General features: G+C 59.1%; 11 protein-coding genes. 1 reads left to right on the forward strand and 10 read right to left on the reverse strand.

What is annotated here, in order from left to right:
- Positions 1–100 precede the first annotated feature (100 nt).
- From WMO44_RS08045 to WMO44_RS08085, 9 genes are all read right to left on the reverse strand, one after another.
- Complete coding sequence (locus tag WMO44_RS08045) at positions 101–1,000, reverse strand: NAD(P)H-hydrate dehydratase (RefSeq protein ID WP_349152276.1); 900 nt, start codon at positions 998–1,000, stop codon at positions 101–103.
- Between the two features lie 150 nt (positions 1,001–1,150).
- Positions 1,151–3,733, reverse strand: coding sequence for an NYN domain-containing protein (locus WMO44_RS08050; protein ID WP_349152277.1), 2,583 nt, complete (start codon positions 3,731–3,733; stop codon positions 1,151–1,153).
- A gap of 294 nt (positions 3,734–4,027) precedes the next feature.
- Entirely contained in the window at positions 4,028–4,933 is a 906-nt protein-coding gene (locus tag WMO44_RS08055) for a hypothetical protein (RefSeq protein ID WP_349152278.1), read from the reverse strand.
- A gap of 83 nt (positions 4,934–5,016) precedes the next feature.
- Positions 5,017–6,333 carry a 2-hydroxyacyl-CoA dehydratase gene (locus WMO44_RS08060; protein ID WP_118658261.1) on the reverse strand — a complete coding sequence of 439 codons (1,317 nt, stop codon included), beginning with the start codon at positions 6,331–6,333 and terminating at the stop codon, positions 5,017–5,019.
- Between the two features lie 89 nt (positions 6,334–6,422).
- On the reverse strand, positions 6,423–9,398 hold the full coding sequence (locus tag WMO44_RS08065) for an acyl-CoA dehydratase activase (RefSeq protein WP_349152279.1): 2,976 nt from the start codon (positions 9,396–9,398) through the stop codon (positions 6,423–6,425).
- Positions 9,399–9,809: 411 nt separating this feature from the next.
- On the reverse strand, positions 9,810–10,586 hold the full coding sequence (locus WMO44_RS08070) for a TraX family protein (RefSeq protein ID WP_349152280.1): 777 nt from the start codon (positions 10,584–10,586) through the stop codon (positions 9,810–9,812).
- Between the two features lie 113 nt (positions 10,587–10,699).
- Positions 10,700–10,855 (reverse strand): hypothetical protein, encoded by a 156-nt coding sequence (locus tag WMO44_RS08075; protein WP_349152281.1) that lies wholly within the window; start codon positions 10,853–10,855, stop codon positions 10,700–10,702.
- Between the two features lie 417 nt (positions 10,856–11,272).
- The gene (locus WMO44_RS08080; RefSeq protein ID WP_097782421.1) at positions 11,273–11,911 is read right to left on the reverse strand and encodes a hypothetical protein; all 639 of its coding nucleotides are present in this window, start codon (positions 11,909–11,911) and stop codon (positions 11,273–11,275) included.
- 159 nt (positions 11,912–12,070) lie between these two features.
- A complete protein-coding gene (locus tag WMO44_RS08085) occupies positions 12,071–12,325 on the reverse strand; it encodes a hypothetical protein (RefSeq protein ID WP_097778774.1) in 255 nt (84 codons plus the stop codon).
- 269 nt (positions 12,326–12,594) lie between these two features.
- On the opposite strand from WMO44_RS08085, the gene WMO44_RS08090 reads away from it, so the two are divergent.
- Entirely contained in the window at positions 12,595–13,527 is a 933-nt protein-coding gene (locus tag WMO44_RS08090; RefSeq protein WP_349152282.1) for an AraC family transcriptional regulator, read from the forward strand.
- Between the two features lie 133 nt (positions 13,528–13,660).
- Here the strand turns inward: WMO44_RS08090 and WMO44_RS08095 are convergent, their stop codons facing one another.
- Complete coding sequence (locus WMO44_RS08095; protein ID WP_349152283.1) at positions 13,661–14,473, reverse strand: AAC(3) family N-acetyltransferase; 813 nt, start codon at positions 14,471–14,473, stop codon at positions 13,661–13,663.
- Positions 14,474–14,825: the final 352 nt, after the last annotated feature.

Genomic DNA, 14,825 nt, shown 5'->3' on the forward strand with positions numbered 1-14,825 from the left:
CTCTGATTATGCCCAGAGCGCAAGCGGAGGGCATTCCAAATCGTTTCACCCCAAAAAGCGGCAGCTGCACGGCGTTTTGTGCAGCTGCCGCTTTTCTCATTTATCTCTGGTTTTCCGCAAACAGTGCGCCCAGCTCCGGCAGGATATCGTGCGGCAGCATTCCGTACTCACCGCGTTTTGCGGCGGCGCGGTCAGCGGCGGCACCGTGCAGATATACCGCACAGGCAGCAGCTTGGTAGGCGGGCAGACCGCAGGCCAGCAGCGCCGCCAACATGCCCGCCAGCACATCCCCGCTGCCGCCCCGGGCAAGCCCCGGATTGCCGGTGGGGTTCACGCACACCCGCCCGTCCGGGCTTGCTGCCACGGTGCGTGCGCCCTTCAGCACCACCACGGCATTCCACGCCTTGGCATACCGCAGGGCGGCACCCTCCCGGTCGGCGGCAAGCTCTGCCGCCGAAAGGCCGGTCAGGCGCGCCATCTCGCCGGGGTGCGGAGTGACCACCAGTTCCCCCGCCGGGTGCGGAAAGGGCTCGCCCTCTGCCAGCAGCTGCGCAGCGGCGTTCAGGCCGTCGGCGTCCAGCACCGCAGCGCCCGCAAAGCCGGGCAGAAGCTGCTGCACCAGCGTGCGGGTCTCGGCGGCCCGGGCGACGCTTTGCGCCGTACCGCCAAGGCCGGGGCCCAGCAGCAGCACGGTGGCCTTCTGCCGCCGGAGCAGCGGCACATTTTCCGGCGCAATGCCGCCCTGTGCGCCCTCTTTACAGGGGCACAGGCAGCACTCCGGCAGACGGGTCACAGCGGCGCTGACCACCGGCTCTACGCTTGCAAGGGTAACGATACCCGCCCCGGTGCGCAGCGCACCCTCGGCTGCCAGCAGGGCCGCGCCCCGGTAAAAGGCACTGCCCGCCACCGCCAGCACGCTGCCAAAGGTGCCCTTATGGCTGTCCCGGGCACGGGGCGGGATGCTCTGCCAGACAAATTCTTCGGTAATTTCCACAGCCATGGGTACACCTCCAGAGAACGGTTTTAAATGCCCTCCGCGTTGCTGTGGGCATTTCTAGCGGAATCATTATTTTAAGATTGTCGGTTTGGAAAATCTGCGGATTTTCCAAACCGACTTTTTCACAAGAGAGGAAATTTGGAGTGATAGCATTTACGCCTGCCCCTGCACAAGGGCACGGATCTGTTTTTCCACGTTCTGCACTTCTTCGTGGAACATCCGGGCAGACACGCGCAGTGCGCCGTGTCCAAGGATAATGACCTGCTCCATGCCGTCCGAGGTCGCCACGCGGACGCGGCGGCTCTTGCCGATCTCATGGGTGACCCGCTCGATGAACATATCGGCGGTCTCGGCCTCCTTGGTGTAGACCACATGGATGTTGTGGTACTGCTCGATGGCGCCGGGGCTTCCGGGCACGCGGTAAGCATCAAATACCAAGATGAGCACGCATTTCTGGTAGCCCTGATAGTTGCACAGAATGTCCATCAGCCGATGGCGGGCGGCGTCCAAGCTTTCCTTTGACAGCGCGTTCAGCTCGTCCCACGCAAAGATGATGTTGTAGCCGTCCACCAATAGATATTCCGGGGCGATTTTCCACTGTTCTGCGGCAAAATCCGGGCGTTCGGTCTTTTGCACCGGACGGAAAGCTGCCAGCGGGTCCCGCTTGATGGGGCCGTAGGTGCGCTCAAAAATTTTGAGCAGCTCGGCGTCCTCCTCCAGCGTAGCGCGGTAGGCCATGGCGCGGCGCTGGGGCGCAGCCTGCACCTCCGGGCGGGTGGGCTTTGCCTTGCCCCAGCCGCTTTCAACGTGCATGTGGCTGCGCACCTCGCTCCATGGCACCACAAAGCCCGCACCATGGGCGCAGAATACGGAATCTGCGGGGTTGTCCAGATCATGTTCCGGCTGGTAGCCGATCTCTGCAATGACCTGCTGCGCGTTGTGGCAGGGGCGGTAACCGTCCAGCGTCAGGCTCAGATGTCCCCTGCCCCGGGTGTAGCTGACCACCTCCATGGGGTAGCTGCGCATGGTGGATACCGGCGCAAAGCCGGTCAGGGTGGCGGTCTCCGCGCCGCTTTCCGGCGGGTCAAAGCTGCCCTCCATGCGCTGAATATCGCTCATGGCGCGGCCGATGTTCTCCACCGGCACTTCCAGCCGGAAGGCATACCACGGCTCTAGCAGCTGGCTTTTTGCCAGCATCAGCCCCTGCCGCACGGCGCGGTAGGTGGCCTGCCGGAAATCACCGCCCTCGGTGTGCTTGAGGTGCGCTTTGCCGGTGAGCAGGGTGATCTTTACATCGGTCAGCGGTGCGCCGGTCAGAACGCCAAGGTGCTGCTTTTCTTCCAGGTGGGTCAGCACCAGCCGCTGCCAGTTTTTGTCCAGAACCTCTTCCCGGCAGTCGGCGGCAAACTGCATCCCGCTGCCCCGGGGCAGCGGTTCCAGCAGCAGATGCACCTCGGCATAGTGGCGCAGCGGCTCGTAGTGGCCTACGCCCTCCATGGGCTCGGTGATGGTCTCCTTATACAAAATGCCGCCCGGGCCAAAGGACACTTCCAGCCCGAACCGCTCTGCCAGCAGGCTGCGCAGCACTTCCAGCTGCACCTCACCCATCAGCTGCACATGAATCTCGCCCAAGCTTTCGTTCCACACCACATGGAGCTGGGGCTCTTCCTCTTCCAGCCGGTGCAGCTTACCCAGCGCGGCGTGCACATCCGCGCCCTCCGGCAGCAGCACCTGATAGCTGAGCACCGGTTCCAGCACCGGCACATCGCTGTCCCGCTCTGCCCCAAGCCCGGTGCCGGGCTTTGCATGGATCAGGCCGGTCACGGCGCATACCTGTCCCGGGCCGATGGCCTCGGTCAGGGTATATTTTGCGCCGGAATACAGCCGCAACTGGTTTGCTTTTTCTGCCCACGGCTCGCCGTCTGCTTCGCCGGAGATCAGAGCCTTTACCTTCAGCTCCCCGCCGGTAACCCGCAGCCATGTCAGGCGTGCCCCCTGCTCGTCCTGTGATACCTTGAACACCCTTGCACCAAAGGCGTGCAGCGCCGGGGCGGGGCGGGTGTAGCGGTCAAGCCCGTCCAGAAGTACATCCACCCCGTCCAGCCGCAGCGCCGCCCCGAACCAGCACGGAAAAACGTGCCGCCGGGCAACTGCGGGGATAATGTCTGCATCGGTCAAGGTTCCCGCGTCCAGCATTTTTTCCATCAGCTGCTCATCGCACAGCGCCAGTGCTTCGTTGCGGGCGGCAGGCTCTGCGCCAAAATCCACAAAACCCTCGCCAAGGCGGTGATTCAGCTGGCTGAGTAACTGTTCCCGGGTCATGCCGGGCAGGTCCATCTTGTTCACGAATACAAAGGTGGGCACATGGTAGCGCCGCAACAGCCGCCACAGCGTTTCGGTATGGCTTTGCACGCCGTCCGTTCCGCTGACCACCAGCACGGCGTAATCCAGCACCTGCAAGGTGCGCTCGGTCTCGGTGGAAAAATCCACATGGCCGGGGGTGTCCAGCAGGGTGATGGCGGTATTGCCCGCCGTAAGCAGCGCCTGTTTGGAAAAGATGGTGATGCCGCGCGCTTTTTCCAAGCTGTCGGTATCCAGAAAGGCGTCCCCGTGATCTACCCGCCCCAGCTTGCGGATGGCTCCGGTGCGGTAGAGCATGGCCTCGGAGAGGGTGGTCTTGCCGGAGTCTACATGGGCCAGAATGCCCAGTACGATCTGTTTTTGCGTTGTTTCCATGCACTGCTCCTACGGGAAGCCGTTTTCATAAGCATTGCACGCCGCTCAAACGGCTTTTTTGCTCGCATACCGCGTTGCCTTCCCTTGCAATCCAGCAAGGATTGCTGCGGAAAATCGCCTTGTCTGCGGGCAAAAATTCTCGTCGTTCGGCGCCCCCTGCTTACGAAAGCAGCTTCCAAAAAATATTTCTCATTTATTGTAGCACGCTTTGGCGGGAAAAGAAAGTTTTCGGGTACAAATCCCGCAGGCAAAAAACAGCACCGGGCAGAAAATGGTCTGCCCGGTGCGATTTTCTTAAAAAAGATCCAGCATATTGTCCAGATAGATTGCCTCCCGCACCTGCAGCTGGTATTCCGGCTTTGTCATGTAATAAAGCAGAAATTCCAGCACCAATGCGCTGCCAAGTCCTCTGCCCTCTATCTTGAACTGGGAAAAGCCTGCGGGCAGATACCGCTGCCGGATGTCATCTGCCCCAATAAACCCGGGGCTGCGCATCGCCTTGGAAAAGCGGTAGCCCTCGGCGGCATCCGGGGCGGCGCAGCGGTGGTCCGGGCAGTCCTCGCCCAGATTCTGACGGCTGACTGTCTCATAGCAGCGCTTGCGCTCGGTGCAGCCGAACCAGCAGCACTCGTTGCACAAAAATTCCACCTTAGCCTTTTGCTCCGGCGGCAGGGTGCGCAGCTGTTCCAGTGCCGGGTTCAGCCGGAAATCCGGCACCACATACCGGAACTGCGGTTTTTCCAGTTCCTGCTGCAACTGCGCGAAATCGGTAAGCACTTTTGTGGTGGAGGACACCAGATACAGCTCCGGCCAGCGCTGTTGCAGATAGTCCACCAGCAGGTCGGAGTGGACGATCACGCCGTTTGGCACACTGCCAGCTTTGGCAAACTGTTCACACAGGGCGTTGCACTGCGGGTCGGCAAGGTGCTGGGCCCGCAGCAGGGAGTTACTGAAGGTCAGCCGCCCGGAGATGCCGTATTCCCGCAATAGCGCCAGCACCTCACGCGCAGCTGCCCCGCCGCTGGAAATGCGTCCCCCGCCCCAGATGCAGCCTGCCGGTGCACCGTAAATAGAGCCGATGGCGCACCAGTCGTAAAAATATTCCCGGTGCTCCCGGTACAGCGGCAAAAAGCGGCGGTACAGCTCGTAAAACTCGAACAGGCCGGGCAGATGATAACAGGCAGCTGCGGGCTTTTCCATAGCGGTTCCTTTCCTGCAAAAAGGGAGCTGCTGCGTAAAAATACCGTGCAGCAGCTCCCCTGTTTTTATCGTATTTGCTTTTGTTACACGGTAGCGCCGACCTGAGGGGCACCCCCGGCGAGCTGCTCTGCCGTAAGCGGCTGGGCTTCTGCGGGGGCGTTCAGGCGCTCCTTTGCCACCGCCAGCATCAGCTTGATGCGGTTTTCCTGATTGACCCGGGTAGCACTGGGGTCGTAGTCGATGGGGGTGATGTTGGCGCTGGGGTACAGCGCACGGATCTTGTTCACCATGCCCTTGCCCACGATATGGTTGGGCAGGCAGCCAAAGGGCTGCGCACACACGATGTTGCCGTAGCCGCCCTGCACCAGCTCGATCATCTCGGCGGTCAGCAGCCAGCCCTCGCCCATTTTTGCGCCCAGCGAGATAACGCCCTTGGGCTTTTCCACCAGCTCCTTGAAGGGGCCCGGCGCATAGAACCCGGCGTCCGTCTCTGCCTTGAGCATGACACGCTCCACGCTGTCCAGCCAGTTGAGGAACTGGTCGGTGCCTACCTTTACAGCCAGCTTGCCGCCGTACAGCACATGATCCTCGCCCATGTTGAAGGCGCAGTACTGCACAAAGCCCATCAGACCGGGGAAGTTCACCTCGCAGTCCTGACTTTCCAGGAATTTTTGCAGGTCATTGTTGCCCAGCGGACTGTACTTGACGTAGATCTCGCCCACAACGCCCACCTTGACCTTGGGCACCCGGGTGACCGGGATGGCGGCAAAGTCCTTTGCGATGAGCGGGAAGGTGTGCTTCATTTCCCGGGAAGTAAAGCCCTTGCCTGCCAGCAGTGCACGGCCAAGACGGGCGATCCAGCGATCCACCATGCGGTCAGCAGCGCCCTTTTCGTTCTCGTAGGGAGCCACCTGATTGCGCAGCGCACACAGCATATCGCCGTAGAAGATGCAGGCGATGCACTTGCGTGCCAGCGGGAGGGTCATCTGGAAGCCGCTGTCCTTTTCCAGACCGGAAAAGTTCAGGCTTGCCACCGGGATCTGCGGGTAACCGGCCTTGACCAGCGCCTTGCGCAGCAGATGGATGTAATTGGAGGCGCGACAGCCGCCGCCAGTCTGGGTGATCAACAAGGCAGTGTGCTCCAGATCATACTTGCCGCTGTTCAGCGCGTCCAGAAACTGGCCGATGACCAGCAGCGCCGGGTAGCAGGTATCGTTGTGGACATACTTCAGCCCCAGCTGCGCCACAGCGCTGCCGCAGTTGCCCAGCAGCTCACACTTATAGCCCTCACAGCGCAGTGCGTACTCCATGAGCCGGAACTGGGTCACGGCCATGTTGGGGATAAGGATGGTGTGGGTCTTTTTCATCTCCGGGGTAAATTTGGGATAATGATATTCCATAGGTTCCTCCTATGTTACTCTAAACAAGATAGTCCCCGCAAAGACTTCCCCCGCCGGGGGAAACCTTTCAGCCTATCTCAAGGTTTCTTTTACTCTGCCTTTTCTGCGGCGACCTCGTCCCGCTCGTCCAGTGCGGCAAACAGGCTGCGCAGACGGATGTTCACGGCACCAAGGTTCGTGATCTCGTCGATCTTCAGCTGGGTATACAGCTTGTTGCCCCGCTGCAAAATCTCGCGGGTCTCGTCGGTGGTAATGGCATCCACGCCGCAGCCGAAGGACACCAGCTGCACCAGATCCATATCCTTCTGGGTGGTGCAGTACTTGGCGGCAGCGTACAGGCGGCTGTGGTAGGTCCACTGGTTCAGCACGCTGGTGGGGAACTTCTGCACCCGGTTGGAGATGCTGTCCTCGGTGACCACCGCAGCCCCGTGGCGGGTGATCAGGTGGTCGATGCCGTGGTTGACCTCCGGGTCCACATGGTAGGGACGGCCTGCCAGCACGATGATGCGCTTGCCCTGACGGCGCGCCTCGTCGATGATCTCGCTGCCCTTTACCCGGATCTTTGCCATGTGTGCCTCATACTCCGCGTAGGCGGCGTCGGCTGCGGCCTGCACCTCTTTTTCAGAGATGCCGCCAAAGTACTTGGGCAGCACCTGTTTTGCCATCTTGTGCACAAAGTCCTTGGGGCGGTGGATGCCCACATAATCATAGATGAACTTTTTGCCCTCCAGTTCCGGGCAGTTTCCTGCCAGGACCTCCGGGTAGTAGGCCACCACCGGGCAGTTATAGTGGTTGTCGCCCAAGCCCTCGTCCACATTGTAGGTCAGGCAGGGGTAGAAGATGGCGTCCAGCTGCATCTGGCTCAGCGCCTTGATATGGCCGTGGCTCAACTTTGCCGGGAAGCAGGCGGTATCGCTGGGGATGGTAGCCTGTCCGGCCAGATACAGCCCGCGGGTGGACACCGGGCTGGTGTGCACCGCAAAGCCAAGGCTCGTCCAGAAGGCGTACCAGAAGGGCAGTAGCTCGTAGAAGCCCAGACACAGCGGAATGCCAATGGAGCCGCGCTTGCCGGGCACAGGCTTGTAGCCTGCCAGCAGCTGCTGCTTGTAGGCGTACAGGTTCAGGCTGTTATCCTCGCTCTTGCCAGTAACAGGCTTGTCGCAGCGGTTGCCGGAGATGAACTTGCGGCCATCGGCAAAGGTGTTGACGGTCAGCTGGCAATGGTTGCCGCAGCCGCCGCACTTGACGCTGACCACCTGCTGTGCAAACTTTTCCAGCTCCTGCTCGTTCATCATGGCAGAGGTAGTCTGGTTGTTTTTGTGGCTCTGGCGCAGGCCGTACAAGGCAGCGCCGTAAGCACCCATCAGACCGGCAATGTCCGGCCGGATGACCTCCACGCCCATCTCCTTTTCAAAGGCGCGGAGTACCGCTTCATTATAAAAGGTACCGCCCTGCACCACGATCTTGCGGCCCAGCTCTTCCGGGCTGGAGGCGCGGATCACCTTGTACAGCGCATTCTTGACCACGCTGATGGACAGGCCTGCGGAGATATTCTCGATGCTGGCACCGTCCTTTTGTGCCTGCTTGACCGAGCTGTTCATGAACACGGTGCAGCGGCTGCCCAAGTCCACCGGGCGGTCTGCGAACAGCCCCAGTGCGGCAAACTCCTTGACGTCATAGCCCAGCGCCTGCGCAAAGGTCTGTAAAAAGCTGCCGCAGCCGGAGGAGCAGGCCTCGTTCAGGAAGATGTTGCTGATGGCGCCATCCTCGATCTTGAAGCACTTCATGTCCTGCCCGCCGATATCAATGATGAAGTCCACGTCCGGCATAAAGTACTTGGCAGCGGTAAAATGCGCCACCGTTTCCACCAGGCCGTAATCGCAGCGGAAGGCATTCTTTACCAGCTCCTCGCCGTAGCCGGTGGTGGTAACGCTGGCCACCTGCAGTCCCGGGTGCTCCTTATAGATCTTGAGCAGCTGCTCCCGGATGAGGGGCAGCGGGTTGCCGAGGTTGGGCTGATAGTTGGTGTACAGGATCTGGCTCTTTTCGTCCACCACCACCAGCTTGACAGTGGTAGAACCGGAGTCGATGCCGATATGCACCGGCCCGCAGTGGACGCCAAAGGCCACGCGGGGCACGCTGTGGGACATATGCCGTGCATGGAAAGCCTCGTACTCCTCCTTGCTGGCGAACAGCGGCGGCTCGCTGGCATAGGTAGCGGTAGCGGCGTACTTGTCCAGCGCAGCGGCCACCTCAGTGAGCTCAAATTCCTTATCGGCGTACAGGGCAGCGCCCAGCGCCACATACAGCAGGCTGTTTTCCGGGCAGGTGCCGGTCACGTTCAGCGCCGCGTCAAAGCTTTTGCGCAGCACGGTGCTGAAGGTGAGCGGGCCGCCCAGATAAAGGATATTGCCCTTGATGGGGCGTCCCTGTGCCAGACCGGCGATGGTCTGGTTGACCACGGCCTTATAGATGCTGGCGGCGATATCCTCGGTGCGGGCACCCTGATTGATCAGGGGCTGCACATCGCTTTTGGCAAACACGCCGCAGCGGGAAGCGATGGTATAGGTGCGCTGCGCCTGCTCGGCAGCCTTGTTCATTTCCTCGGCGCTCATCTTCAGCAGGGTGGCCATCTGGTCGATGAAGGCACCGGTGCCGCCGGCACAGCTGCCGTTCATGCGCACCTCGGTACCGTTGGTCAAAAACAGGATCTTGGCATCCTCGCCGCCCAGTTCAATGACGCAGTCGGTTTTTGGCATAAAGCGCTTGACCGCCACGCGGGTGGAGAACACCTCCTGCACAAAGGGCACACCGCAGCTATCCGCTAAGCCCATGCCGGCAGAACCGGAGATGCTGAGCAGCGCCTTGCTGCCATGCAGCTGCTCGGCATCAATGCGCCGCAGCAGTTCCTGCGCCTTTTCCAGAATATGACTATAGTGTCGTTCGTATGTAGAATACAGCAGTTCATCATGCTCGCCCAGCACCACACACTTGATGGTGGTACTGCCGATGTCAAGACCTACTCTCACCTTGTTTTCCCTCCTAAGGACAAATAACCGGAGCATAACGCCCCGGCTGCCATGGCAAACAGCCGTTTGCAGCAAAGACCCGCAACGGCAGCTTTCTCTTTTCAGCAGCCCGCATTGCGCAGCTACGCTGTTTTTAAGCAGCATTCGCTATAAAAAATGCAGTAAATGCGTTTTTGCATACACTATTATTATAATCCAATCGCGGGCGGCATTCAATCCATGTTGTCTATTTTACACGAAAAAAATAGTATTTTTTGCTCAAAAGGCTGAACTTTTTGTGAACAAGTGTCTTTTTTCCCCGCAAAAAAGCCGCCGCATAGAGTTTGTGCGGCGGCCTTGTACCGACGGGATATTTTGAATGGTTTCCACGTGCGCTTTGGCTATTTCGAGCGGGAATCCCCCTCTACGCCCCACGCGTAAAAGTGCCTTTGGATCGTTCTGTTTTCCTTACCGGTTCACGAAATTCAGCACCAGAACCAGCAGCAGCATGTGCACGGGGTAAAAGGCGTAGCAGGCATACTGGAAGGGCTTGCTGTGGTAGCCCTGCCGCCCGCGGTACAGCCAGATGGGCACCAATGCCAGCAGCGCCAGCCCCTGCTGGCAAAGCTCAAAGTCCATGCCGAAGAGCTGGATTGGATACATAAGCCCGCCCAGCAGCTCCACGTTGACCCAGTACAGCGCAGCCAGCTGCCCCAGCAGGCACCACCACTTGCGCCCGTGCCCGTGAAAAAAGTAGAAGATGAACACAGTCAGCACACCGGCACCGTAGTAGTCCACCATGCCCAGCGTGCCCAGCACCGCGCCCGCCACCACCACAAGGGCGGATACCAGCAGATACGCCCATGTTTTCTGCTTTTTGTGCACCGTTTCCATCAGATGGATGCCCAGAATGCCCAGCAGCAGCGTCCAGATGACGTTCTGGTGCACCGGGTAGAACCATGTACCGCCGTACATCAAATCGAAGGGCACTTCCGAAAGCAGGGCAAACAGCAGCAGCCGCAGAGTGTATTTTTTCAGGTCATGGGTGTGAAAATAGCCCTCCACCGCCATAAAGGCAAAGATGGGAAAGGCCACCCGCCCGGCACAGGTCAGCCATTCCTGTGCCGGCAGCAACGTCGCCCACAGGTGATCCATCAGCATCAGCGCCATAGCAAGGATATGAAGAGCCGCTGCGCTCAGGTCAAAGCGGGTCGCGGCAGCTGGTTTGATAACTTTTGTTGGCATACTCGTACCTCGTCTTTGTCGAAATTTCGTTGTTCTGTCTGGAATACGAACGAGCCCCGCAAAGAATTGCAGCCCCGGCCAGATTTTTCCACCGCCGGGGCTGCAGGAATGCTTTATTTTTTCTGCTGCGAATACCCCAGACACAAATAGCTGGAGCCAAGGCAGAGCCATACCACCGCCGTAGAGTGATTCTCGCCGGTAACAAGATTCAGCGCCGCAACAAGAAAAAACAACAGTCCACTGAGATAAAACAGATTGCATTTTTTCATAGTACGTCCCTCCGGTTTTGGTTTTTTCACCGGCTATTTTGGATACGGCAAGCGCAGGGGCAGCTGTCATTTTACTCCGCGTGCAAAGGGGCGCAGAGCGCCCACCCGGCACGCAGAAAGCATGTGCCCGCAGCAGTCTGCGGGGCAAATTCATGAAGGGTGGCTTGCCTGCCTGCCCATGGAGACGTAAGCGCAAAAGCAGGAATGTGGGAAGGAGCAAGGGACGGTTTCGGCGAAAAAGCGTCTGGCGGTGGCGGAAAAGCCGAACGCAAGATTTTTTCATAATAGCTGGCTCGTAAGGTGAGCCGTACCAAAACTTCCTTGCGGAAATGTGCAGCGTTATAGTTCATCTGCACCTGAACCGGCAGCTGTGCACCCGGCGCTTGCCGCACCCAAAATAGCCGGTGGAGCGTTTATTTAGTTTTTGGCGTTTTCCAGATAGATCTCAAAGGCTTCGGCAAAGCTGGCATTTACATCAAAGGGGACAGTGTAGTCCACCTTGGAGGTCACAAGGCAGAGGTCCAGCCGGTTGGAGGTTTCGTCTGCCTGCCGGTTCAGCTTGCTCAGCGCCGCATGGATGACCTTGCGGTCGTAGTTGATGGTGGTCACCCGCTTTACATCGCAGCAGTAGGAGATCTGGTTGCCCTCGGCGTTGAAGCGGTAGCCGGTGCCCCCGCCGGAGAGCAGCTGCTCAGAACTGCGCAGGTCGTTCATCCGTTTGAAGGTGCGGGCAATGCTCTGCCGCGCGGCATTCAGGCTGACCTCGCTGTCCATATCCATGTCCAGCGCATCCTTTGCCTTGCGGATGGCGGCAAACAGGCGGCTCTTCTCCTCCAGCAGATAGAGCATGAACCGGGCAATGTCGGTGATCTGCTCCGCATATTCGGTCTGTGCCACGTCCATAACGGTCTCATCCTCGGCCTCGGGCATCACCTTATGGCGCAGATAGGTGTTGGCCACCTTGGTCACGTTGGCATCGCAATCCAGAATGCCCTGCGCCTCATCCAGCAGAGACTGGAGCTTGTTCTGGTAGCGGAATGCTTCCTTCAGGTTCATAGTCGTTCCCTCCATCTTGTTTTTTCTGCTTTCAGCTTACCACAGACTGCCCGCCTGTGCAAGCCTTCCGGTAAAATGAGCAAAACGCCCGCCCCGGCATGACCGGAGCGGGCGTTTTGCATTGCTGTGACACTTATGGGAATAAGAGATTGGCATTACTCAGCCGGCCACGCGCTCGGTGCGGCCTGCCTCCAGCATATAGCGCAGGAAGCCGGTCACGTCGGCGGGGTCGGTCACGGTGAGGTCAAAGCCCTTCTTGGGGGCAGTGTCCATCATCTGCAGCATGGAGCATGCGGTAGCGTCCTTTTTCAGGTCGCAGGTCTTGCCGTTGTCCAGATGCAGCAGCACGCTGCCGTGGCTGGCAGAAAGCTGGCGCATGAAACGTTCCTTATCAAAATACTCGATCCGAAGCATAGGAATACCTCCTTGATGAAATGGTTTATGTTACACTTGCCGTCCAGTCCTCTTTGGACAGGCGGCGGGAGAATAGCGGTTTTGCCCGGCAGTGGAAACGCTTGCACAGCTTGCGTCCCGGCTGCCTTGGTGCTATACTGAGCTTGGAAGCTCTGATAGGATAATACCACAAAACAATCGCAAATAATAGAACAGAACCGCATAGTATATGCAACAAAACCGGCATTGACAAAAAACATTCAAAGTATTGCGGAAAGGAATTGGTGAATATGGCATATCAGACAAGCTGTGCCTCTTATACCAGCGGCCGGGTAGGGCTGACCAGCGCCACCGCCGTGGTGGCCGATGCCGCCGGGCGGGAGCAGACCCAGCACGGCAGCCCGCTGTTCCCTATCGCCTGCTACGCCGAGGATCTTTCCTGTTTTTCGGTGGCGTGGCACTGGCACGAGGAATTTGAGTTCATTCTGACGGCGTTGGGGCCCATTCATGTGGATGTGAACAAGACCCGACTGACCTTGCAGACCGGGCAGGGCGTGTTTGTCAACTCCGGTGCGCTGCACGCGGTAGAGCCTACCGAGGACAGGGCGTTGCTGCACTCCGGCGTGTTCCAGCCACGGTTGGTCGGCGGCATGGACACCGTATTCTGGCAAAAGCTCATCCGCCCGCTTTTGCAGCCCGGCACACCGCCCTTCTTTTTGCTGGATGAGGCCGTGCCATGGCAGCGGCAGGTGCTGCTCTGCCTGCGGGAGGCGTGGAAGGGCGTGGCGGACGAGCCTTTCGACTACGAGAACCGGGTGCGCTACCACCTTACCGCCGCGCTGCGGCTGCTCATTACCCAATGCGTCAGCGGCAAGGTAAAGGTATCGGAGCAGGAGCAGATTGCCTCGGAGCGGATGAAACAGATGCTGCGCTATGTAGAGGAGCACTACACCGAGGAACTGACCGTGGAAAAACTGGCCGGGTGCGTTGCCCTGAGCGAAAGCGCCTGTCTGCGCAGCTTCCGGCAGTTTCTGGGCATCACGCCCATCCAGTACGTCAAGCAGTTCCGGGTGGAAAAAGCCGCCGAGCTGCTGCGCTCCACCCGGCTCAAGACCGGCGAGGTGGGGCTGGAATGCGGTTTTTCGGATGCCAGCTACTTTATCAAGACCTTCCGGGAGATCAAGCACTGCACCCCTCGGGAATACCGCATCCGCTTCTGCTAACATGAAAAAGAGGGACAGAAATGCCCGCAGGCATTTCTGTCCCTCTGATTTTAAAATGTAATTCCTTAAATAATGGCCAAAGCGCAAGCGGAGGCCATCTCCAATCGTCCGACATAAAAGAGGGCGCGCCGGTTCACCCGCCGGTTTTACCGGTGCAAAGACCCTGCCAGCGCTCCGGCGGGATGACCGGCTCGGTGACAAAGGCTTCCGGGTTCGGGGCAAGAACGTGGCGGGTGACCCGGAAAAGCCCCTCGGCGTCGCACAAAATGCAGCTTGCATCACCAAATTTCGTGTTCCGGGCTGCACCACAGTCCAGATACGCCTGCTCCAGCTTGACGAAATCCTCCGAGATATGTGGCTGCTGCGCGTTGTAATGACGGCGCATATAGACGTTGTGCTGCGCCCCGGCTTCGTCCACCACGGTCATCTGCATGGGCTTGTCGGTCAGGCGGTTCGGCACGTTCAGTACCTCCTCCACGCTGTGGATAAAGGTGTTGCGGGCGTGGGTGACCCCCAGCAGCAGCACCTTGCCGTGGGCTGCCCGCAGGCGGTCGTAGCAGCCGCCGGGGGTGCAGGGGGTGTTTGCGTCCAGTTCCCCTTCCAGATACGCAGCCGCTCCCTTGCCATAGGCCGCCATGCTGTGGGTGGGGTGCAGCGAGCGCAGCACGCCGGGGCGCTGCCGGAACAGCTCCGGCAGAATGCCCACGCAGCACGGGCTGCGGCGCACATCGAACACTCGGTTCTCCTCGTTGATGAACCGCCATGTGTGGGTGGGCAGCAGCAGCAAGCCCTCCGCAAAAAACTCCATCCATGCGTCCAGAACCGTGTCTGCGCCGCCCTCCACCGGGCCGATGGACTTCATGGAGGAATGGATCAGGATGGTCTCCGTTCCTGTCAGCCCCATCGCGGCAAGGTCGTGCTTGAGGTCAGCCTTTGTATATGCCATGTCATTTCTCCTTTTCGGGCGTTTTTGTTTACTTCCAGTTTACCGCCTTTCGGGCAGCAAAGCAAGCATGCACGCAAAAAGGCACCTGCCCTGCCGCATCTGCCGGAGACGATCCGGTATCTATGGGGTATTTGTTCTTTCAGCTTTTTCAGCAAAATCCTGTATACAATATTTCAACTCACAGTGCTGCCGCAACAGTCAGTGCCGTGCTTTTCTATTGTAATATTTGACAGTTATTCTCTGTTTTCTTTATGCATTTGATACAACAGCCGCTTGATTGCGGCATTTTATCAGCACTTTTCCCGCATTGCAAAGTGGTATATCCGTTTTTTCGTTTCACGAGCAGCTCTGT

It is taken from the genome of Faecalibacterium tardum (assembly GCF_040096515.1).
Classification (GTDB): Bacteria; Bacillota; Clostridia; order Oscillospirales; family Ruminococcaceae; genus Faecalibacterium; species Faecalibacterium tardum.